This is a genomic window from Pseudoxanthomonas mexicana (assembly GCF_010093385.1).
Classification (GTDB): domain Bacteria; phylum Pseudomonadota; class Gammaproteobacteria; order Xanthomonadales; family Xanthomonadaceae; genus Pseudoxanthomonas_A; species Pseudoxanthomonas_A mexicana.
Genome location: NZ_PDWV01000002.1, coordinates 64,738 through 84,866 on the forward strand (window position 1 = coordinate 64,738; position 20,129 = coordinate 84,866).

The window sequence follows — 20,129 nt, forward strand, 5'->3', positions numbered from 1 at the left end:
GAAACGCGATGGACGCAGCGACCGGCGCGACGGCGAAGGCGCGCCTGCAGGCATTGGGCGCAGTCGCGCGCGCGCCCCTGCGCGCCGCCGCGGCGCTGGGCGTGATCGGCGGCGTGCTGGTGGTGCCGCAGGCGGCGCTGATCGCACTGTGCCTGCAGCGCGCGTTCGTGGAAGCCGTCCCGCCCGCCGCGCTGCTGCCACTGCTCGGCGCCCTGCTGGCAACGCTGCTGCTGCGCGCAGGCATGGCATGGGCGGGCCGCCGTTTCGCCGACCGCGCCGTCGAACGCATCCGCGTCGACGTGCGCGCGCGGATCGCGCGAGGCCTGGTCGCACGCGGGCCTGTCTGGGTGCGCGCGCAGCAGAGCGGCGCGCTGGCCGAACGCATGGGCGCGCACGTGGACGCGCTGGAAGGCTATTTCGGCGGCTTCGTGCCCCTGCGGGCGGACGTGGTGGGCGTGCCGCTGGCGATCCTTTTGGCTGTGTTCTTCGTGGATCGCACCGTCGGCCTGGTGCTGCTGCTGACCATGCCGCTGGTGCCGGTCTTCATGATGCTGGTCGGTTGGGGCGCGCAGGCCGCCAGCCAGCGCCAGCTGCAGGCGCTCACGCGCATGGGCGGGCATTTCGCCGACCGCCTGCGTGGACTGGGGCTGATCCGCCTGTACGGGCGCGGGGCATCGGAGCTGCACGGCATCCGCGCGGCGGCCGAGGAACTGCGCGTGCGCAGCCTGCGCGTGCTGCGCATCGCCCTCCTGTCGTCAGCAGTGCTGGAGTTCTTCGCCTCGCTCAGCGTGGCGATGATCGCGCTCTACCTGGGCCTGACCTACCTGGGCATGCTGGACCTGCGTGCGGCGCCGCTGACGCTGGGCATGGGCGTGTTCTGCCTGCTGCTGGCGCCGGAGTTCTACGCGCCGCTGCGGCGCCTGGCGATGCACTACCACGACCGCGCCGCGGCCCTGGCGGCGATGGACGAGATCGCGCTGGTGCTGGACGACGCACCGCCTGTCGTGGCGAACGACACAGGCGGGGGAACGCCCATCGCCGCAACGCCGCTCGTCAGCGTGCGCAATGCCACGCTGCGCCATCCCGCCGCCGCGCGCGACGTGCTGTCCGGCCTCACGCTGGACCTGCATCGCGAGCAGCATGTCGCCCTGGTCGGTGCCAGCGGCGACGGCAAGAGCACGCTGCTGGAAACCCTGGCCGGCTGGCTGCCGCTCCACGCAGGCACCCTGCGGCACGCGCCCGGCCTGCGCATCGGCTATGCGCCGCAGCGCCCGTTCCTGTTCGCCGGCAGCCTGCGCGACAACCTGCGCATGGCCAAGCCCGACGCCCGCGATGCGGAGCTGGAACAGGCGGCCGAGACCGCGCAGGTGCTGCGCTTCGCATCGCGCCTGCCGGAGGGCCTGGACACGGTGATCGGCGAACGCGGCTTCGGACTGTCCGGCGGCGAGGCGCGGCGGGTGGCGCTGGCGCGCGTGTTCCTGCGCGATCCCGACCTGCTGCTGCTCGACGAGCCCACCGCCTTCCTCGACCCCGACACCGAAGCCGCGGTGCTGCAGGCGATCCGGACGTTCGCCCGCGGCCGCTGCGTGCTGATGGCGACCCACAGCCCGGCCGCACAGGCGGCGATGATGCAGGTCTGGCACGTGCACGACGGTCGCATGCGTACGCAAGGAGGCATGCCGTGAGCCTGCATCGGCATGACGATGCAACGTCGCTGCACGACGTGCTGGCGAGGCATCGTCCGCGCATCACGCTGGCCGTGGTCCTGCTCTTGCTGACGCTGCTGGCGGGCACCGCACTGCTGGGGCTGTCCGGACACTTCCTCACCGCGGCGGCCCTGGCCGGCAGCGCCGCGGCCGGCTTCAACTTCTTCGGCCCGTCGGCCGGCATCCGCGCACTGACCTTCGTGCGCATCCTGTCGCGCTATGGCGAGAAGCTGCTGGGCCACGACGTGACCCTGCGCATCGCGCGCGACCTGCGCGCCTGGTTCTTCGCACGCGCGCTGCCGCTGGCGCCGCTGGGGCTGGGCCGGTTCCGCGTCGGCGACCTGATGGCACGGCTGATGGCGGACATCGACGCAATCGACGGCTTGCTGGTGCGCGCCATCGGCCCACTGCTCGCGCTGCTGTCGCTGTGCCTGCTCGCCACGGCGGTGACGCTGGCCGTGCTGCCACTGGCCGGCACCGTGCTGCTGGTCGCGCTGGCAGCGATCGCGGCACTGGCGCCGTGGCTGGCGGCAAGCAGCGTCGCCGCCCTCGAAGGCGAGCGGGCGCAGGCCCGCACCCGCCTGCGCGCCACCGTGCAGGAAGGCATCGAAGGCCAGCAGGACCTGGTGGCGATGGACGCGACCGCGGCATGGCTGGCCGCGCTGGATGCGCGCAGCCGCGAGGTCGCGCGCTGGGAGGACCGCCGCAAGCAGCGGCTTGCGCTGGCGACGCTCGCGCATGGGCTGGTCACCGCGTTCACGCTGCCGACGATGCTGTGGGTGCTGGTGGCGGCCGTGCAGGCGGAACGCATCGGCGCTGCGGCGGCGGGCGGCCTGTTCTTCATGACTGTCGCGGTGCTGGAAGCCTGCTCCGCCATCGGGCCCGCCTGGCAGGCCTGGCGCGCGGCGACGGTGGCGGCGCAGCAGCTGCAGCAGGTGGTGGATGCACCAGCGGCGCAGAGCGGTGCCGACGGCTCGCGGATACCGGCAGCCTGCGGTGCGCTCGAACTTCAGGACATCGTATTCGCCTGGCCGGGCACCACGCGGCGCGTGCTCGACGGCGCGCAGCTGCGCATTGCGCCGGGCGAGCGCGTGCTGGTGGCCGGCGACAGCGGCGAGGGCAAGTCGTCGTTGCTGGCGCTCGTGCTGGGACTGCACGCGCCACAGTCCGGTCGAGTGTCTTTCGCCGGCGACGACCTGCGCACCCTGGACGCGGCACGGTGGCACGCCCGCATCGCCTGGCTGCCGCAGGACGCGCCGGTGTTCTCCGGCAGCGTGCGCGAGAACCTGCAGCTCGGCGATCCGGATGCCGACGACGCGCGCTTGTGGCAGGCACTGGCGCAGGTGAAGCTGGACACGCGCTTCCGCGATACCGGCCTCGACACGTGGGTCGGCGAGAACGGTGCGACGCTGTCGGCCGGCCAGGCGCGCCGCCTGGCGCTGGCGCGCGCCCTGCTGCGCGATGCGCCGCTACTGCTGCTGGACGAACCGACCGAAGGCCTGGACCAGGACACCGCGGATGCGCTGATGCGCGACATCGCGGCGGTCACCCGGGGGCGCAGCGTGCTGATCATCAGCCATGCGGCGCTGCCGGATGGCGTGGTGGATACGCGCTACCGGCTGCGGGACGGGAAGTTGATCAAAGAATGAGCGCCCCGCTCCTTGTAGGAGCGACGTAAGTCGCGACCGTAGCAATGAAGCAATCGCGCGCCATCCGGTAAAAAACTCGACGGAGGCGGCGCTTTCCGATCACCCATCCGTGCTGTCCAAGCCTGCGGTCACGACTCGCGTCGCTCCTACAGAAAGCAGAGCCTCAGGCCCGCGCTTCGGCCAGGGCGTCCAGGCGCTTGCGGTTGAGCAGGCGCACGTGGTGCGGGTCGTCGGTGGCGATGCTGCCTTCCTGGCGCAGGCGGGTGAAGCTGCGGCTGACGGTTTCCACGGTCAGGCCCAGATAATCGGCGATGTCGGTGCGCGTCATCGGCAGGATGACTTCAGTGTCGTCCTGGCCCTGGCGACGACGGCGCTGGGCCATGTCGACCAGGAAGCCGGCCAGACGCTCCATCGGGTTGAGACGTGCGAGCGACATCAGGTTGCCGCGGGTGGCGTCCAGTTCCACGCAGGCGCGCTCCAGCAGTTCGCGCTCCAGTTGCGGGTGCTCCTGGCACAGGCCGCGCATGTCGGCCATCGAGAACTCGCACAGGGTGCTGTCGGTGATGGCTTCGATGGTGTGCTTGTAGTGCGAGGTGCCCGAAAAACCGATGAAGTCGCCCGGCATCAGGAAGCCGGCCACCAACCGGCGCCCGTCGGGCAGCAGGCGGATGCGGCGCAGCGCGCCCTTGGTCACGGTGAACACGCCGCGCCGGGCTTTGCCTTCGCGCACCAGCGGTTCGCCGGCCACCAGGCGGACATCGTCGGCCAGCGCTTCCATCGCATGCGCCTTCTCCACCGGCAGGGCGGCGCACACGGCCAGGTGCCGGACCAGGCACCCACTGCAGCCGCGCGCGACCTGGCACACCACGCCGTCGCCGGGCGCGGTGGGCACCGGAGCGTCGTTCTGGCGGAGGATGCGAAGGCTCATGGCGGTCGGCTACGTGGGTCTTCGGCGGCCATGATACGCCCCCGCGTCACGTATTTACCGGCTGCGACAATCGGTCGCGGACCCGGGGCTTTCAGGCGCCGTTCCCCCATTCAGGCCCGGATTCGGTTACAGTGCGCGCCGCTTGCCTGCGGCCGTTCGTTTCCCCGATGGTCCGCCGGCGCCGGGAATCCGCTCTGGTTTCCCGCGCCCGCCCCGCTCCGACTTCTTTCGTTGCGCAAGCTCGGTCGCGCCGTTTTGGCGCCGCCGCACCCCTTCTCGCAGCGCGGTTTCAGGGAACGCTTCGAGTCACGGCCAGTCCCGCATTCCGCGTGCATGCGCCGCCACACCCGCGTGTGGCGACGGCGCACGCGTCCGGTCGGCCGCCATTGGAGCCTTACCCATGACGTTTGAAACCCTTGGCCTTGCGCCCGCCCTGCTGCGCGCGCTGGACGAACAGGGCTACACCCAGCCCACCCCCATCCAGGAGCAGGCCATTCCGCTGGCCCTGGAGGGCCACGACCTGCTGGCCGGCGCACAGACCGGCACCGGCAAGACCGCCGCCTTCGGCCTGCCGCTGATCCAGTACCTGGCCACCACCCCGCAGGAAGTCCAGCGCGGCGCCCCGCGCAGGCCGCGCGCCCTGGTGCTGACGCCGACCCGCGAGCTGGCCGTGCAGGTGCACGACAGCCTGCGGGGCTACGGCAAGTACCTGCGCATCCCCAGCACCACCATCTACGGCGGCGTCGGCATGGGCAACCAGCTGGATGCGCTGCGCCGTGGCGTGGACCTGGTGATCGCCTGCCCGGGCCGCCTGATCGACCACCTCGAGCGCCGCAGCGTGGACCTGTCGGGCATCGAGATCCTGGTGCTGGACGAAGCCGACCGCATGCTCGACATGGGCTTCCTGCCCTCGATCAAGCGCATCCTGGCCAAGCTGCCCAGGCAGAACCGCCAGACCATGCTGTTCTCGGCCACCTTCGCCGACCCGATCCGCGAGCTGGCGCTGGAGTTCATGCGCGAGCCGAAGCAGATCCAGGTGACCCCGCGCAACACCGTCGCCGAAACCATCACCCACCGCGTGCACCCGGTGGACGGCAGCCGCAAGCGCGACCTGCTGCTGCACCTGCTGGCGCAGGACAGCCGCCTGCAGACGCTGGTGTTCGCCCGTACCAAGCACGGCAGCGACAAGCTGGCGACGTTCCTGGAGAAGAGCGGCATCAAGACCGCGGCGATCCACGGCAACAAGTCGCAGGGCGCCCGCCAGCGCGCGCTCAGCGACTTCAAGGCCGGCCGCATCAACGTGCTGGTCGCCACCGACATCGCCGCGCGCGGCATCGACATCGACCAGCTGCCGCAGGTGATCAACTTCGATCTGCCGATGGTGGCCGAGGACTACGTGCACCGCATCGGCCGCACCGGCCGCAACGGCTCGACCGGCCAGGCGATCTCGCTGGTGGCGCAGGACGAAGCCAAGTACCTGCGCGCCATCGTCCGCCTGCTCAACCGCGACATGGACCTGCGCGACGTGCCCGGCTTCGAGCCGCAGACGCCGATCCGCTGGGGCAACAGCGCGCCGGGCAAGGCCGAGCTGCCGGGCGGCGAGCGCACCCCGCGCCGCAACGGCCCGCAGAAGCACGCGCGCCGTCCGCACGGCGACGCACCGCGGCATGCGCACGCCGGGCCGAAGAAGCACGGCGGCCAGCGCCGTGACGGCGGCCGTTCCGGCGGTGCCCGCCAGGGCCAGTCGCGCCCGGCCCGCTAAGCTGTCCCTTGCGCGCGGCACCTGTGCAGGTGCCGCGCGCCTCCCCGCTCCAGGAACCGCCGCATGGACATCTTCAAGGTCTTCACCGTCGAAGCCGCCCACCGCCTGCCGCACGTGCCGGAAGGCCACAAGTGCGCGCGCCTGCACGGGCATTCGTTCCGCATCGAGCTGCACCTGTCCGGCCCGGTCGATCCGCAGGCCGGCTGGGTGATGGACTTCGCCGACGTGAAGGCGGCCTTCAAGCCCATCTACGAGCGGCTGGACCACCACTACCTCAACGACATCCCCGGCCTTGAAAACCCGACCAGCGAGCAGCTGGCGCAGTGGATCTGGGACCAGGCCAAGCCGCTGCTGCCGTTGCTGAGCGCCATCGTGGTGCACGAAACCTGCACCTCCGGCTGCCGCTATACCGGCCCCTGAGAGAGATGGAACCGGTTTCATACCACCTCTTACAAGCGCTTGATTTGTAACGGCTCCTGACCGTTCGTCGGATTTCCATACGGCGATTATTGCATTGCAACATCGATCCGCTTATGCTGCGACGCAACAAACGGGATTCCCCTTTCAGGAGCACGCCATGAACGCGCAATTCAACGAAAGCTTCAGCCAGTTCACGCACCAGTTCGCTGCGGCCGCCTCGCGCGCCAACCGCCTGGCCCTGGAAAGCGCCGAGACCGTGTTCGGCGTGCAGCTGAAGACGTTCGAGAAGAACATCGACGCCACCACCGCCTTCTTCGGCGAGCTGGCCGAGACCCGCGACCTCGACGGCTACAAGAACCTGTGGCCGAAGGGCCTGCAGGTGGCCAAGGACAACGCCGAGCGCGTCGTCGCCGCCAGCCAGGAAGTGTTCGGCCTGAGCCTCAAGACCGGCGAAGCCTTCGGCCAACTGGTGAAGAGCCAGTTCGAGAGCGCGACCGACAGCGTCCAGGCCTCGGTGGCCAAGGCGACCAAGGCCGCGAAGGCCAAGTAAGCGCGCTTCAACCAAGCTCGCTTCAACCGGTTATTGCGCGGCCCTCCCCTCCCTCCGCGCAAACCCGACCCGGCAGCCCCCACGCTGCCGGGTTTTTTATTGCGCGCAGTTTTCCTGGAGGGCCTTCGGGCCCCTCTACAGGGGAATCGCGATGTGCCGGCTGAGTTGTCCGGCGTCGATGTCCGGCGCATGCGGCAACCGTCCCCAGCACGGCACCGGCATGCGCGCCGAGAGCAGGGCGAAGTTCTCGTCGCGACGCGCCATCGCCGGATCGACTTCGTTGGCGATCCAGCCCACCAGGCGTGCGCCGTCTTCCTGGATGGCGCGCGCGCTGAGCCGCGCATGGTTGATGCAGCCCAGCCGCATGCCCACCACCAGCACCACCGGCAGACGCAGTTCCTGCACGAGGTGGCGCTGGTCGAGGGTGGCGGTCAGCGGGGCGGCCCAGCCGCCGACGCCTTCCACCAGCACCATGTCGGCCAGAGGATGCAGGCGCTCGAACGCGGACACCAGCACGCCCAGTTGCACGTCCACGCCGGCATCGCGCGCGGCGATCTCCGGCGCCAGCGGTGCGGGCAGCGCGTAGGGATTGACGTCATCGTAGGGCGGCCGCGGATCGCTGGCCGCCTGCAGGGCCAGCGCATCCTCGTTGCGCCACCCCTCGGGCGCGCGTTCGCAGCCGCTGGCGACGGGCTTCATGCCCACCGCACGCAGGCCGCGTGCGCGGAGCGCATGCAGCAGCGCCGCGCTCGCGACGGTCTTGCCCACGCCGGTATCGGTGCCGGTGATGAACACGCGGTCCATCACGGTCCTGCAGGCGCAAGAGCGCCACTCGGTAAGGCCATCATCGTTGTTGGGCATGCCGGTTCACGGCGACGATGATAATCCGGCCGCCATCGGACCCGCGGGGTAGAATCGAGCCCATGTCATTCGCCTCCCAGACGCTCACCGGCAGCAAGCCGGAACAATACGCACAGCTCGCCGACCAGGCCCGCGCCCTGTTGGCCGGCGAACCGGACCGGATCGCCAACGCCGCCAACCTCGCCGCGCTGATCTACCACGCCCTGCCCGACTTCAATTGGGTGGGCTTCTACTTCTTCGATGGCCGGGAATTGGTGGTCGGTCCGTTCCAAGGCTTACCAGCCTGCGTGCGGATCCCGTTGGACAAGGGGGTCTGTGGAGCCGCCGCACGCACCCGCCAGACCCAGCGCGTGGACGACGTGGACGCCTTCCCGGGCCACATCGCCTGCGATTCCGCCTCGCGCTCGGAACTGGTGGTCCCGCTGGTGAGGGGGGATGACCTGGTCGGCGTGCTCGACCTCGACAGCCCGCGCCTGGCGCGCTTCGATGCCGACGACCAGGCGGGCATGGAGCGCATCGCCGCCATTTTTCTGGATTCGTTGACATGACAGGCACCAAGCTGCGCAACATCGGCCCCAAATCCGCCGCCTGGCTCCGCCAGGTCGGCCTGCGCACGCAGGAGGATCTGGAGTCGGTAGGCGCGGTGGAGGCCTTCATCCGGGTCAAGCGGGCGGGGTTCCGCCCCAGCCTCAATCTGCTCTATGCGCTGGAAGGCGCCCTGCTGAACTGCCATTGGCAGCAGTTGCCGGAGGCCCGTCGTGGCGAACTGCTGGTGGCCTACGATGCCGCCGCCGCGCTGCTGCCGCCCCCAAGGGGCCGTCCCGCCGCCGGGCCGGTGACCACCACCCATACCGAGCAGGAAGAGGACGCAGGTCCTTCGCTGAACCTGTTCGACTCGCGCGGCGACGACTGCACCCCGCCATTCGTCGCGTCGAGCTTGCGCGAGATCGCATGCCCGCCGAGGCCGCAAGGCAGCGGAGCAAGCTCCGCTCTACGCTGGGCCACGATGGCGCACGCTTCCCGTATACTGCGCGCGCTTTCAGGTGACCCGCGGCGTTTCCGCCAAGGGTTGAAACGGGAAGCCGGTGACCCGCTCAGGCGGCATGCCGGCGCTGCCCCCGCAACGGTAGGCGAAGAAAGCCGCGGCATCGGCCACTGTGCGTCCACGACGCATGGGAAGGCGCCCCGGCGGAGTGCCCTGCACTCGCTCGCAAGCCCGGAGACCGGCCCGGAAGTCCACTGGTTGCGATGCGGAGGGCGTCGCGGCGTGCCGCGCCGCTTCGCCTGCGCTGTCCGCTCCGCATTCCTTTCCATCGCGACTCCACGCCGAACAATGCGCGCGGGGCGCGCGATGGAGCAGTTCCGATGCAGAGCCGTACCTTTTCCTCCCCTTCCCTACTGGCCCTCGCGGTCGCGATGGCGCTGCCATTCGCGGCCCAGGCGCAGGAAGCCACCGATCTCGACGAGGTCGTCGTCTCCGGCACGCGTACCGAGGTCGCCGTCGAAGACAGCCTGGTGCCTGCGCAGGTGATCGGCCGCGACGCGATCCAGCGCAGCCAGGCGCGCTCGCTGGGCGAGCTGCTGCAGGGCCGCGCGGGCATCTCGATCGCCAACCAGGGCGGCGCCGGCAAGATCACCACGCTCAACCTGCGCGGCGCCGAATCCGATCACGTGCTGGTGCTGGTGGACGGCGTGCGCATGGGCTCGGCGACCGCCGGCCTGCCGGCGCTGCAGGACCTGCCGATCGACCAGATCGACCGCGTCGAAATCGTCCGCGGCCCGCGTTCGAGCCTGTGGGGCTCGGAAGCGATCGGCGGCGTGATCCAGGTGTTCACCCGCCGCAACACCGGCAAGGTGCGTCCTAACGTCCGCATCGGCGTGGGCAGCGACAGCACCCGCGAAGCCAGTGCCGGCATCGGCGGCGGCATCGGGCGCGGCTGGTTCGGCGCCGACGTGGCGTACACGCGCACCGACGGCTTCAACGCCTGTCGCGGCACCGGCGGCGATCCCGCGAACCCGTTCGACGGCGCAGGCTGTTTCACCGACGAGCCCGACCGCGATGGCTACCGCAACACCTCGGCCACCCTGCGCGGTGGCTATTCCTTCACCGATACGCTGGCATTGGAAGCCAACGCGCTGCGCGCCGAGGGCAAGAGCGAGTTCGACGGCAGCTTCACCAACCGCTCCGAGACCGTGCAGCAGGTGCTGGGCACCAAGCTGCGTTACACGCCCAGCGACAAGGTCAACCTGCTGCTGAGCCTGGGCCGCAACGACGACAAGTCCAACGACTTCCACGACGACATACAGTCCGGCTATTTCCAGACGCGGCGCTACGTGGCCTCGGCGCAGGGCGACTTCACCGTGGCCGCGAACCAGCTGCTGACTGCGGGCATCGACTGGCAGGACGATCGGGTGGAAAGCACCACCCTGTTCGCCGTCACCCGGCGCGACAACCTGGCCGGCTTCGTCGAGTACCAGGGCCGTTTCGGCGCGCACCAGCTGCAGGCCAGCGTCCGCAACGACGACAACGAGCAGTTCGGCAACCACACCACCGGCAGCCTGGGCTACGGGTTCGGCTTCGGCAACGGGCTGAAGCTGACCGCCAGCGTGGCCACCGGCTTCAAGGCCCCGAGCTTCAACGACCTGTACTACCCCGGCTTCGGCAATCCGTACCTGAAGCCGGAACAATCCGAGAGCGTCAACCTGGGCATCGCGCGGTACGCGGATACGTGGAACTGGACGTTCAACGTCTACCAGAACAAGGTGGACCAGCTGATCTCCTACGATTCTCAGATCTTCCTGCCCAACAACATCGACGAGGCGCGCATCCGCGGCGCCGAGTTCACTGTCGACTTCACGCTGGCCGGCTTCGACATCGCCACCCAGCTGAGCCATACCGATCCGCGCAACCGTTCGGCCGGCCCCAACCACGACAACCTGCTGGCCCGTCGTCCGCGCAACACCGCGCGCATCGACGTGGACCGCGCGTTCGGCGACGTCCGCACCGGTCTGACGTTCAACGCCGCGGGCGAGCGTTACGACAACCTGGCCAATACCGATCGACTGGGCGGCTACAGCACGCTGGACCTGCGCCTGGAGTACGCCATCGCGCCGGCGTGGACGCTGCAGGCGAAGGTGGGCAACGTGTTCGACCGCGACTACGAAACCGTCGCCTGGTACAACCAGGCCGGCCGCACCTACGGCCTGAGCCTGCGCTACCAGCCGCAGGACTGACGTGGATGCCGGTGACCCGCCTCCCGCGGGTCATCGGCGCGCGCCCTCAATGCAGCATGCCGTGCCGATGCAAGCCCAGTGAAACGACAGGCTCGCCGCGTACCGCCCGCAGCGTGTGCACGAGCTGGTGATACGTGGATGCCAGCTGCGCGAACAGGTCCGCATAGGCGCTGCGCCCGCTGTCGGCCACGCCCTGGTAGGCGCCGCGCCCCAGGTCGATGAAGTACTCCACGCTGACGCGGCGCCGCTGCGCCAAGGCAGGAAACAGGCCTGCGATCAGCAGGCAGCGGTCGCCGACATCGCGCAAGGCATCGCTGCGTGCGCTGCCCACGCGCAGCTGCGCCTCCAACCACTCCAGCGCCTGCGTACGCACCAGCAAGTGTCCGTCGCGCTGGTGCCGCAACAGCACGAACACCAGATAGCTCTCCTGCGCCTCGTCCAGCGCCTGTCCGCAGCGCGTGCAGGCCTCGCGCACCAGCGACTGCCACAGCTCGGCCGCCGCACCCTGTCGAATCGTATCCATCGTCTGCCTCCCCTCGGGTTGACGACGCCGAGACTATCGCCGAAGCGCAGGACGCGCTGGCAGGCGCGCGCAGCGAGTGCCAACGGGCAGCGGCCACGTGCACAACGGCCTCGTGACCGACGTCAAACGACGGTGTCGAACAGCCCTGGCTGGGTGGCGACCTCGTCGCGATCACGGAAGCCGGACAGGCCCACGCCGACCAGCCGGTAGCGCGTCGAGGCCGGCAGGTCCACGCGTTCGCGCAGGGCCAGCGCGATATCGACGAACTCCTGTGCCGATGCCGGCGGCGCTTCGGGGGTGAAACTGCGGGTCAGGATGCGGAACTGCGCGGTCTTCAGCTTCAGTACCACCGTGCGGCCCACGCGCTCGGTCTTGCGGCTGGCCTGCCAGGCCTTCTCCGCGATGCGGACGATATGCGGTTCCAGTTCCGACAGCGGCAGGTCGGTCGCGAAGGTGTCTTCGGAGGAGATGGACTGCACCGGCTGCTCGGGTTCGACAGGCCGCTCGTCGATGCCGCGCGCGCGCCGGTACAGGCTGCCACCGAAGCTGCCAAAGCGCTGCTCCAGATCGCGCTGGTCGAAGATGCGCAGGTCGCCTACGGTGTGGATGCCGGCCGCATTCAACTTGCCCTGCATCACCTTGCCCACGCCCGGAATGCGCTCCACCGGCAGCGGTGTGAGGAAGGCCTCCACCTGGTGTGGCCGCAGCACGAACTGCCCATCAGGCTTGCGCCAGTCCGACGCGATCTTGGCCAGGAACTTGTTGGGCGCCACGCCGGCCGAGGCGGTGAGCTGCGTCTCTTCGCGGATCTGCGCGCGGATGGTTTCGGCCACGGCGGTGGCCGTCGGCAGGTCGGACTTCGGCGCGGTGACGTCCAGATAGGCTTCGTCCAGCGACAGCGGTTCGACCAGGTCGGTATGACGCAGGAAGATCTCGCGCACCTGTCGCGACACCGCCTTGTAGCGTGCGAAGTCCGGCGGCACGAACACCGCCTGCGGACACAGCCGCTCCGCGCGCACGGCCGGCATTGCCGAGCGCACGCCGAACACGCGCGCTTCGTAGGATGCCGCGCACACCACCGAACGTTCGCCGCGCCAGGCCACCACCACCGGCCGTCCGCGCAGCGACGGATCGTCGCGCTGCTCCACCGACGCGTAGAACGCGTCCATGTCGATGTGGATGATCTTGCGCATCACGCGATGATATCGGCCGCCGTACGCGATCGCATGGAGGCTTTCCGATCCGATGCGCATGCGCGTGCAGAATGCGGGCAGGCTTCGCCAAACCCTTGCCGCAATTGGGTTATGGCGATGGTACGCCGGCGTATGGAAAAACCCGCGTTGATCTGCATCAAGACAAGCGTATGCACATGTGTGCATTATTTGTGCTTCGCAGAACGGACCCCGCCATGAACGCCCCCGCCTCCTTCTCCCGCGAACAGCTGCTGGCCAGCGCGTGCGGCGAACTGTTCGGCCCCGACAGTGGCCGCCTCCCGAACGACCCGATGCTGATGTTCGACCGCATCACCGAGATCCGCCAGGACGGGGGCGCGCACGGCAAGGGCATGGTGCGTGCGGAACTGGATATCCACCCGGACCTGTGGTTCTTCAAGTGCCACTTCATCGGCGATCCGGTGATGCCCGGCTGCCTGGGCCTGGATGCGATGTGGCAGCTGACCGGCTTCTTCCTGACCTGGATCGGCGCGCCGGGCCGCGGCCGCGCGCTCGGTTCCGGCGAAGTGAAGTTCACCGGCCAGGTGTTGCCCACCGCCAAGCGCGTCAGCTACGAGATCGACATCAGCCGCGTGGTCAACCGCAAGCTGGTGCTGGCCGTGGCCGACGGCCGCATGCTCGTGGACGGCCGCGAGATCTACACCGCGCGGGATCTGCGCGTGGGCCTGTTCACCTCGACGGAGAGCTTCTGATGCGTCGCGTCGTCATCACCGGCCTGGGCATCACCTCCTGCCTGGGCAACGATGCGGATACCGTGTCGGCCGCGCTGCGTGAAGGCCGTTCGGGCATCCGCCATATCCCGCAGTACGCCGAACTCGGCTTCCGCAGCCAGGTGGGCGGCGCGCCGGAGATCGACCTTGAGGCGCAGATCGACCGCAAGCAGAAGCGCTTCATGGGCGATGCCGCCGCGTTCGCGCACATCGCCCTGCGCGATGCGATCGCCGATGCCGGCCTGGACGAGGCGCTGGTCAGCCAGCCGCGCACCGGCCTGATCGCCGGTTCCGGTGGCGGTTCGGCGGAATGGCAGATCGAAGCTGCCGACCTGCTGCGCAACCGAGGCATCCGCAAGGTCGGGCCGTACATGGTCCCGCGCACGATGTGCTCCACGGTGTCGGCGACGCTGGCCACCGCGTTCAAGATCAAGGGCGTGAGCTATTCGATCTCCGCCGCCTGCGCGACCTCAGCGCCCTGCATCGGCGCGGCGGCGGACATGATCCGCGCCGGCCGCCAGGACATCATGTTCGCCGGCGGCGGCGAGGAACTGCACTGGGCGCTGACGATGATGTTCGACGCCATGGGCGCGCTGTCCAGCAAGCGCAACGACGACCCGACCCACGCCTCGCGCCCGTACGATGCGGACCGCGACGGCTTCGTCATCGCCGGTGGCGGCGGCATGCTGGTGCTCGAGGGCTACGACCACGCGGTGAAGCGCGGCGCGCGCATCCATGCCGAGCTGCTGGGCTACGGCGTGACCTCCGACGGCGCCGACATGGTGGCGCCGTCCGGCGAAGGTGCCGTGCGCTGCATGCAGATGGCGCTGGAAGGCGTCTCCCGGCCCTTGGACTACCTCAACACCCACGGCACCTCCACCCCGCTGGGCGACATCATCGAACTCGAGGCGATCCGCACCGCGCTCGGCGACACGCTGCCGCCGATCTCCTCCACCAAGGCGCTGTCCGGCCACTCGCTGGGCGCCGCCAGCGTGCACGAGGCGATCTACTGCCTGCTGATGATGCGCGACGGCTTCATCGCGGGGTCGGCCAACATCGAGACGCTGGATGAAGGCGCGACGGGCTTCCCCATCGTGCAGGCGAGCCGCGACGCCACGCTCGACACGGTGATGTCCAACAGCTTCGGTTTCGGCGGCACCAACGCCAGCCTGGTGTTCGGCCGGGTCTGAGTGAGGTTCAGCGCGCGCCCACCGCGCGCCGCCCCAGTGCGGGATCGTCGGTGAAGAAGCCGCCGATCCCCAGCGCGAGATACACGCGGATCTCGACAAGCGCTCCCGCCTCGTTGCGCGTGCTCGGGTCGCCGCCTTCCTGCAGGGCGGCGGGCAGGAACTGGTTCTCCGGCCGGAAGGTATATGGCCACACCTGAAGGCCCGCCCTGCGCGCATCCGCCATCAATGGCGTCGGCGTCCCCAGTGCGCCGTCCTCCGTCACCGGGATCAGCTGACGCGTCCACGGCCCGATGATGTCGGCATAGCCGGCGATGTCCTGCAACCCCTCGGGCGTCATCAGGTCTGCGTAGCGTGTCGGCTTTCCCGCCGCCAGCGCATCGCCCGGCTGCGTGTCCGCCGGACCCAGCAACTGCAGCAGGCGGATGTTCCGGTGCGAAGGCCCAAGGTGCCTGCGCAGCTCGCGCAGGTTCGCCTGTTCGAACGACTGGATCACCACCGGCACTTCGCGCGTACACGCGTGCCCCTCCAGTGCCTGCAGCAGGCGTTCCTCCATCGGCAGGCCGATGCGCCGGAAGTGGCTGGGATGCTTGATCTCGGGAATCAGGCCGATCCTGCGACCGGTGTGCGCGGCGTGCTCCGACGCCAGCGCGATGATCTCGTCCAGCGTCGCAATTTCATATCGCCCGTCGTGTGCGGTGCCACGCAGTCCGGGCAATCGCTCGCGTGCGCGCAGGGTCTTCAACTCGGCCAGGGTGAAGTCTTCGGTGAACCAGCCTTCGAACGCCTCCCCATCGATCACCTGCCGGCGCTTGCGGGCGGCGAAATCCGGCCGCTGCGCGACATCGGTGGTGCCGCCGATCTCGTTCTCGTGCCGCGCGACCAGCACACCGTCGCGGGTGGCGACCAGATCCGGCTCGATAAAGTCCGCACCGTCCTCGATGGCGCGCGCATAGGCCGCCAGCGTGTGCTCCGGCAGCACCGCGCTCGCGCCCCGATGCGCGATCACGACGGGGCGCCCCGGCGGTTCGTCGGCGATGGCAGGCACCGGTGGCCCGAGGACCATCAGGAGCGGCAGCAACGTGCGGAACGGCATCGAGTGGTCCTCATGGTGTCAGCATGCCACGGGCGCGGTGCAGCCCGGAAAGCGCAAAGCCCGGCAGGGCCGGGCTTTGGTGCAACGCGGGAGGAGAGAGGTGCCTCGTTGCGGAGAGGATTGTGCAGGCCGCGTGTTACAGGCGGGAGACAGGCGTCACCGGCGCGTCATGACGACAGCGCCAGCCCCCCTGCCGTCGGTGCCGCATCGCCGCTTGACAAACATTACATGTAAGCAATAGCTTTCATTTCATGACAGCCACCCGTCCCGCGATCAAGGCCTCCACGTTGCATGTCCGCAACTACCGGGAGCGCATGCGCGAGCAGGGCCTGGTGAAGAAGGACGTGTGGATCCGACCCGAGTACGCCGAAGAGCTGGCCGCCATCGAGAAATCGATGCGCGACGCCGAGCGCGACGCTGGCATCCCTTACCTGCCGACCCAGCCCGCCGAAGCCGGCTGGACCGTCGCCGCCATCCGCCATGCCCTGCAGCAAGCCAGCACCGTGCGCGACGGCCGGATCAGCCTGGAGACCATCGAGGGCGCGGAGCCCAGTCTGCATCTGGTGATGCACGAGTACGGCGACCTGTCGGTGTTCCTTGCCGTGGGCGGCGAGCAGATCCTGGTGGAGGCCTACCTGTGGCCGGTCGAGGACGTCACCGACGTGGCGGCGTTCAACGCCCACGTGCTCAGCACCCACGTGCTGCTGCCTCTCTCGACGATCGGTTTGCAGCGTATAGGCGGCGTGGCGGGCTACACCATGTTCGGCGCGCTGGATACGCACTCAAGCCTCGCCAATGTGATGTTCGAGATCGAGACGCTGGCCGAGAACGTCATCAGCGCCACAGAGGCCTATCGCCCCTTCCTGCGGACGGCTACGCGGAGGAAGGCCTGATGCCCGACACGCTGAAGACCCTGTTCAAGCGCATCCAGGAAGGCATGGAAGGCGTCGCCGATGCGGTACTGGGCGACCGTGCCGAACGCTTGCTGGACGAGGAGATCCGCGCCATCGATGACGCCCTGCACGGCGCACGCGGCGAGCATGCGGCGGCGAAGGCGCGGCGCGTGGCCAACGAGCAGCACCAGGCCGCCATCACCGCCCGCATCGGCGAAGCGGAGGCCCGGGTGGAAACCGCGCTGAAGCAGGGACGCGCGACGCAGGCGCGCACGGCCGCGGACCAGGTCGTCCACCTGGAGGCCGAACGCAGCCAGCGGATGCACGAGGGTCATGTGCTGGGCACGCAGGAGCGCCAGTTCGCGCACGTGGTCGAACAGCTCGAGGGCCGCCTGCGCCGACTGAAACACCAGTTGGATATCCTGCGCGCGTCCAACCGCCTGCAGCGCGCGCAGGCAACGGTGGCGCGGCGCCAGCCCGGCGATGCACTGTATCCGGAGCCCGCGTTCGCCTCCGCGGCGCGCATGAAACAACGCCGTGCGCCCATTGAGGGGACAAGCGTCACGGGCCAGCGCAAGCACCGCAAGACCGCCGACGATCCGGCACAGGCCGTGCTGGACCGCGCACGCAAACGCATCACATCGTCCGCGCGCAAGCGCTGAATCTGGGGGAGCCACGATGACCGAGTTCCTGAACACCGTCCTGACCTTTCCCACGCTGGTGTACAGCGTGCTGCTCGCGTTCTGCACGGTGTACTGGTTGCTGGCGGCCACGGGCATTGTCGATTTCGACGCGGTCGATGGCTGGCTGACCACCGACGGCGACACGGCCGAACCCAACGTGGTGGCCGGCATGGTGGCCAGGCTTGGCCTGTCCGGCGTGCCGATGATGCTGGTCCTGACGGTCCTGTCCTTCTTCGGCTGGCTGATCACCTACTTCGCGCACCTGTTCCTGTTGCAGCACCTGCCGGACGGCCTGCGCTGGATCGGCGGTGCAGGCACACTGATCGTCGCACTGTTGCCCGGTGCGCTGGTGACGTCGCTGCTGCTGCGCCCGCTGGCCGCCGTGATCGCACACCTGCGCCCCCCGGTGCCGCCGTCCGTGCTCGGTCGCGCCGGCGCGGTGATCTCGCCGTACGCCGATGCCGACACGGGGCGCGCCCAGTTCGACGACGGCGGCGTCGGCCTGATCCTGCAGGTCCGCACGCTGCCGGGCGAACGCCTGGCGCGCGGCGACCGCGTCGTGCTGATCGAGCACCTGGAGTCCGACAACACCTACCGCGTCATGTCCGAAACCGCCTTCCACCAGCAGTAAGCACCCGCGCCGTCTACAAGGAGTTCCGCAATGAGCACTGCATCGATCCTTCCCTTCGTCATCGGCCTCGGCGTCCTGCTGGTGCTGGGACTGGGCTTCATCGGCATCTTCAAGGCTTTCTACAAGAAGGTCGAACAGGGCACGGCCCTCATCGTCAACGACATGAGCTCGCAACCCAAGGTGCATTTCACCGGCGCACTGATCATCCCGGTGCTGTACAAGGCCGAGCTGATGAAGATCAGCCTGATCACCTTGCAGGTCGACCGTCGCGGCAAGGAAGGCCTGGTCTGCAAGGACAACATGCGCGCCGACATCGCGGTGGCCTTCTACCTGCGTGTCAACGAGACCCCCGGCGATGTGCTGCGCGTGGCCAAGGCGATCGGCGCCGACCGCGCCTCGGACAGGCACGCGGTGGACGAGTTGTTCAACGCCAAGTTCTCCGAGGCGCTGAAGACAGTCGGCAAGAAGTTCGACTTCACCGAGCTGTTCGACAAGCGCCAGGAGTTCCGCGACGAGATCGTCGCCGTCATCGGCCAGGACCTCAACGGCTACGTGCTCGAGGACGTCGCCATCGACTACCTGGAGCAGACGCCCAAGCACCTGCTCGACCCCAGCAACATCCTGGACGCCGAAGGCATCCGCAAGATCACCGAGCTGACCGCGCGCCAGAACGTGCAGACCAACGAGCTGGAGCAGAACGAGAAGCTCGCCATCACCAAGAAGAATACCGAGGCCCGCGAGGCGCTGCTGGCGCTGGAACGCCAGCAGGCCGAGGCCGAAGCGCGCCAGCAGCGCGAGGTCGAGACCGTGCGCGCCCGCGAGGCGGCCGAAACCGCCAAGGTGATCGAAGAGCAGCGCCAGGTGTCCGAGCGCGCGCGCCTGGAGACCGAAGAGCAGATCAAGATCCGCGAGCAGGAACAGCTGCGCCAGGTGGAAGTCGCCGAGCAGAACCGTCGCCGCGCCGTCGCCATCGAACTCGAGCGCGTGGCCCGCGCCGAGCAGCTGGAACGCGTCAACACCGAGAAGGAAGTGCAGATGCAGGAAGTCGACCGCGACAAGGTGGTCGAGCAGGGCCGCATGGAAGTGGCGAACGTCGTGCGCGAGCGGACCCAGATCGAGCAGACCGTCGCCGTGGCCGAAGAGAAGATCAAGGAGACCCGCGAGGTCGCCGAGGCCGACCGTGCCAAGCAGGTGACCGTGCTGGCAGCGGAGGCAGCTGCCCAGGAGACGCTGGTCAAGGACGTGAAGGCCGCCGAAGCGGCAGAGCAGGCCGCGCGCCACCGTGCCGTCGAGATGACCGTGCTGGCCGAGGCGGAGCTGCAGGCCGCCGGCAAGCAGGCCGAAGCCAAGCGCGTGCTGGCCGACGGCGTACGCGCCGAAAGCGCCGCGCCCGGCCTGGCCGAAGCGCAGGTGCGGGAAGCCAACGCCGTGGCCATGGAGAAAACCGGCCTGGCCGAGGCCCGCGTGCTGGAAGCCAAGGCCGACGCCACCTACAAGAGGGCAATGCCGACGCGCGCGTGCTGACCGAACGCCTGACCGCCGAAGCCGAAGGCGCGCAGAGGCTGGGCCAGGCCAACGCCAGCGCGACACAGGCGATGGGCGATGCCGAAGCCAGCAACATCGCCAAGAAGATGTCCGCCGAGGCCGAGGGCCTGACCTCGAAGTTCGATGCGATGGGCAAGATGAGCCCGGATGCGCGCAGCCACGAGGAGTTCCGCATGCTGCTGGAAACCCAGCTGCGCCAGCTGCTGGCGTCGATCGACGCCGGCAAGGCGATCTCGCGCGAGAACGCCGAAGTGCTGGCCGGCGCGCTGAAGAACGCCAACATCGAACTGATCGGTGGCGACGGCGGCGTGTTCAACGCGCTGACCAAGGGCATCTCGCTGGGCAAGGCGCTGGAAGGCATCGTCGGCGAGAGTCCGATCGCCTCGCAGCTGCTGGGACGCCTGGCGGGCAGCGGCCTGCCCGCACCCGGTCGGCCGGCGGAAGCCACCGACGCCTGACGTCCTGTGCCTGAGCCGGGCCGGCGACGATGTGCGCCGGCCCTGATTTCCGCATCGACCG

Annotated in this window: 19 protein-coding genes, 1 pseudogene and 1 riboswitch; of the genes and pseudogenes, 15 read left to right on the forward strand and 5 right to left on the reverse strand. The window is 69.2% G+C overall.

Features of this window, described 5'->3' with window-relative positions:
* Window positions 1-8 precede the first annotated feature (8 nt).
* On the forward strand, window positions 9-1,685 hold the full coding sequence (gene cydD, locus CSC76_RS01255) for a thiol reductant ABC exporter subunit CydD (protein ID WP_238394832.1): 1,677 nt from the start codon (window positions 9-11) through the stop codon (window positions 1,683-1,685).
* A gap of 2 nt (window positions 1,686-1,687) precedes the next feature.
* The gene (gene cydC, locus CSC76_RS01260; RefSeq protein ID WP_238394841.1) at window positions 1,688-3,355 is read left to right on the forward strand and encodes a thiol reductant ABC exporter subunit CydC; all 1,668 of its coding nucleotides are present in this window, start codon (window positions 1,688-1,690) and stop codon (window positions 3,353-3,355) included.
* A gap of 163 nt (window positions 3,356-3,518) precedes the next feature.
* Here the strand turns inward: cydC and CSC76_RS01265 are convergent, their stop codons facing one another.
* The gene (locus tag CSC76_RS01265) at window positions 3,519-4,283 is read right to left on the reverse strand and encodes a Crp/Fnr family transcriptional regulator (protein ID WP_162108247.1); all 765 of its coding nucleotides are present in this window, start codon (window positions 4,281-4,283) and stop codon (window positions 3,519-3,521) included.
* A 400-nt stretch (window positions 4,284-4,683) separates the two neighbouring features.
* Here CSC76_RS01265 and CSC76_RS01270 point away from each other — a divergent pair, with 400 nt between their 5' ends.
* The 3 genes from CSC76_RS01270 (at window position 4,684) to CSC76_RS01280 (ending at window position 7,015) form a co-directional block, all read left to right on the forward strand.
* Window positions 4,684-6,045: a DEAD/DEAH box helicase gene (locus CSC76_RS01270; RefSeq protein WP_162108248.1), complete on the forward strand. Its 1,362-nt coding sequence runs from the start codon at window positions 4,684-4,686 to the stop codon at window positions 6,043-6,045.
* A 63-nt stretch (window positions 6,046-6,108) separates the two neighbouring features.
* The gene (gene queD / locus CSC76_RS01275) at window positions 6,109-6,465 is read left to right on the forward strand and encodes a 6-carboxytetrahydropterin synthase QueD (RefSeq protein ID WP_162108249.1); all 357 of its coding nucleotides are present in this window, start codon (window positions 6,109-6,111) and stop codon (window positions 6,463-6,465) included.
* A 157-nt stretch (window positions 6,466-6,622) separates the two neighbouring features.
* Window positions 6,623-7,015 carry a phasin family protein gene (locus CSC76_RS01280; RefSeq protein ID WP_162108250.1) on the forward strand — a complete coding sequence of 131 codons (393 nt, stop codon included), beginning with the start codon at window positions 6,623-6,625 and terminating at the stop codon, window positions 7,013-7,015.
* Between the two features lie 135 nt (window positions 7,016-7,150).
* On the opposite strand, the gene bioD is transcribed toward CSC76_RS01280, so the two are convergent.
* Complete coding sequence (gene bioD / locus CSC76_RS01285) at window positions 7,151-7,819, reverse strand: dethiobiotin synthase (RefSeq protein ID WP_162108342.1); 669 nt, start codon at window positions 7,817-7,819, stop codon at window positions 7,151-7,153.
* Between the two features lie 119 nt (window positions 7,820-7,938).
* Here bioD and CSC76_RS01290 point away from each other — a divergent pair, with 119 nt between their 5' ends.
* The 3 genes and pseudogenes from CSC76_RS01290 to btuB all read left to right on the forward strand — a co-directional run bounded on the left by CSC76_RS01290 (window position 7,939) and on the right by btuB (window position 11,110).
* A complete protein-coding gene (locus tag CSC76_RS01290; protein WP_162108251.1) occupies window positions 7,939-8,424 on the forward strand; it encodes a GAF domain-containing protein in 486 nt (161 codons plus the stop codon).
* Window positions 8,421-8,744: pseudogene (locus CSC76_RS01295) on the forward strand (TfoX/Sxy family protein); the annotation flags it as partial. The gene CSC76_RS01290 and the pseudogene CSC76_RS01295, both read left to right, overlap by 4 nt.
* Window positions 8,745-8,900: 156 nt before the next feature.
* A riboswitch (cobalamin riboswitch) is annotated at window positions 8,901-9,122 on the forward strand.
* A gap of 119 nt (window positions 9,123-9,241) precedes the next feature.
* A complete protein-coding gene (gene btuB, locus CSC76_RS01300) occupies window positions 9,242-11,110 on the forward strand; it encodes a TonB-dependent vitamin B12 receptor (RefSeq protein ID WP_162108252.1) in 1,869 nt (622 codons plus the stop codon).
* A 46-nt stretch (window positions 11,111-11,156) separates the two neighbouring features.
* Here btuB and CSC76_RS01305 read toward each other — a convergent pair whose 3' ends face one another.
* Together CSC76_RS01305 and dinB are read right to left on the reverse strand one after the other, a co-directional pair.
* On the reverse strand, window positions 11,157-11,633 hold the full coding sequence (locus CSC76_RS01305) for a hypothetical protein (RefSeq protein WP_162108253.1): 477 nt from the start codon (window positions 11,631-11,633) through the stop codon (window positions 11,157-11,159).
* 122 nt (window positions 11,634-11,755) lie between these two features.
* A complete protein-coding gene (gene dinB / locus CSC76_RS01310) occupies window positions 11,756-12,826 on the reverse strand; it encodes a DNA polymerase IV (RefSeq protein WP_162108254.1) in 1,071 nt (356 codons plus the stop codon).
* A 215-nt stretch (window positions 12,827-13,041) separates the two neighbouring features.
* Here dinB and fabA point away from each other — a divergent pair, with 215 nt between their 5' ends.
* Together fabA and fabB are read left to right on the forward strand one after the other, a co-directional pair.
* A complete protein-coding gene (fabA, locus tag CSC76_RS01315) occupies window positions 13,042-13,557 on the forward strand; it encodes a 3-hydroxyacyl-[acyl-carrier-protein] dehydratase FabA (RefSeq protein ID WP_162108255.1) in 516 nt (171 codons plus the stop codon).
* Window positions 13,557-14,765, forward strand: a complete 1,209-nt coding sequence (gene fabB / locus CSC76_RS01320; RefSeq protein WP_162108256.1) for a beta-ketoacyl-ACP synthase I — start codon at window positions 13,557-13,559, stop codon at window positions 14,763-14,765. Before fabA ends, fabB begins: the two co-directional genes overlap by 1 nt.
* Before the next feature lie 7 nt (window positions 14,766-14,772).
* Here the strand turns inward: fabB and CSC76_RS01325 are convergent, their stop codons facing one another.
* On the reverse strand, window positions 14,773-15,858 hold the full coding sequence (locus CSC76_RS01325) for a glycerophosphodiester phosphodiesterase (RefSeq protein ID WP_162108257.1): 1,086 nt from the start codon (window positions 15,856-15,858) through the stop codon (window positions 14,773-14,775).
* A gap of 251 nt (window positions 15,859-16,109) precedes the next feature.
* On the opposite strand from CSC76_RS01325, the gene CSC76_RS01330 reads away from it, so the two are divergent.
* From CSC76_RS01330 to CSC76_RS18945, 5 genes are read left to right on the forward strand one after another with little or no spacing between them, the layout of a single operon-like run.
* Window positions 16,110-16,751: a YjfI family protein gene (locus CSC76_RS01330; protein ID WP_162108258.1), complete on the forward strand. Its 642-nt coding sequence runs from the start codon at window positions 16,110-16,112 to the stop codon at window positions 16,749-16,751.
* Window positions 16,751-17,413, forward strand: coding sequence for a PspA/IM30 family protein (locus tag CSC76_RS01335; protein ID WP_162108259.1), 663 nt, complete (start codon window positions 16,751-16,753; stop codon window positions 17,411-17,413). Before CSC76_RS01330 ends, CSC76_RS01335 begins: the two co-directional genes overlap by 1 nt.
* Before the next feature lie 16 nt (window positions 17,414-17,429).
* Window positions 17,430-18,065 carry a hypothetical protein gene (locus CSC76_RS01340; protein ID WP_162108260.1) on the forward strand — a complete coding sequence of 212 codons (636 nt, stop codon included), beginning with the start codon at window positions 17,430-17,432 and terminating at the stop codon, window positions 18,063-18,065.
* Window positions 18,066-18,095: 30 nt separating this feature from the next.
* Window positions 18,096-19,589, forward strand: a complete 1,494-nt coding sequence (locus tag CSC76_RS01345; RefSeq protein WP_238394833.1) for a flotillin family protein — start codon at window positions 18,096-18,098, stop codon at window positions 19,587-19,589.
* Window positions 19,583-20,068 (forward strand): hypothetical protein, encoded by a 486-nt coding sequence (locus CSC76_RS18945; RefSeq protein ID WP_238394834.1) that lies wholly within the window; start codon window positions 19,583-19,585, stop codon window positions 20,066-20,068. The genes CSC76_RS01345 and CSC76_RS18945 overlap by 7 nt, the downstream gene beginning before the upstream one ends.
* The last annotated feature ends 61 nt before the right edge of the window (window positions 20,069-20,129 follow it).

Bases quoted from the DNA above. Each gene is read 5' to 3' on its own strand.
- cydD (WP_238394832.1), top strand. From the start codon at position 9: ATGGACGCAGCGACCGGCGCGACGGCGAAGGCGCGCCTGCAGGCATTG.
- CSC76_RS01265 (WP_162108247.1), bottom strand. From the start codon at position 4,283: ATGAGCCTTCGCATCCTCCGCCAGAACGACGCTCCGGTGCCCACCGCG.
- CSC76_RS01270 (WP_162108248.1), top strand. From the start codon at position 4,684: ATGACGTTTGAAACCCTTGGCCTTGCGCCCGCCCTGCTGCGCGCGCTG.
- queD (WP_162108249.1), top strand. From the start codon at position 6,109: ATGGACATCTTCAAGGTCTTCACCGTCGAAGCCGCCCACCGCCTGCCG.
- CSC76_RS01280 (WP_162108250.1), top strand. From the start codon at position 6,623: ATGAACGCGCAATTCAACGAAAGCTTCAGCCAGTTCACGCACCAGTTC.
- bioD (WP_162108342.1), bottom strand. From the start codon at position 7,819: ATGGACCGCGTGTTCATCACCGGCACCGATACCGGCGTGGGCAAGACC.
- CSC76_RS01290 (WP_162108251.1), top strand. From the start codon at position 7,939: ATGTCATTCGCCTCCCAGACGCTCACCGGCAGCAAGCCGGAACAATAC.
- btuB (WP_162108252.1), top strand. From the start codon at position 9,242: ATGCAGAGCCGTACCTTTTCCTCCCCTTCCCTACTGGCCCTCGCGGTC.
- CSC76_RS01305 (WP_162108253.1), bottom strand. From the start codon at position 11,633: ATGGATACGATTCGACAGGGTGCGGCGGCCGAGCTGTGGCAGTCGCTG.
- dinB (WP_162108254.1), bottom strand. From the start codon at position 12,826: ATGCGCAAGATCATCCACATCGACATGGACGCGTTCTACGCGTCGGTG.
- fabA (WP_162108255.1), top strand. From the start codon at position 13,042: ATGAACGCCCCCGCCTCCTTCTCCCGCGAACAGCTGCTGGCCAGCGCG.
- fabB (WP_162108256.1), top strand. From the start codon at position 13,557: ATGCGTCGCGTCGTCATCACCGGCCTGGGCATCACCTCCTGCCTGGGC.
- CSC76_RS01325 (WP_162108257.1), bottom strand. From the start codon at position 15,858: ATGCCGTTCCGCACGTTGCTGCCGCTCCTGATGGTCCTCGGGCCACCG.
- CSC76_RS01330 (WP_162108258.1), top strand. From the start codon at position 16,110: ATGACAGCCACCCGTCCCGCGATCAAGGCCTCCACGTTGCATGTCCGC.
- CSC76_RS01335 (WP_162108259.1), top strand. From the start codon at position 16,751: ATGCCCGACACGCTGAAGACCCTGTTCAAGCGCATCCAGGAAGGCATG.
- CSC76_RS01340 (WP_162108260.1), top strand. From the start codon at position 17,430: ATGACCGAGTTCCTGAACACCGTCCTGACCTTTCCCACGCTGGTGTAC.
- CSC76_RS01345 (WP_238394833.1), top strand. From the start codon at position 18,096: ATGAGCACTGCATCGATCCTTCCCTTCGTCATCGGCCTCGGCGTCCTG.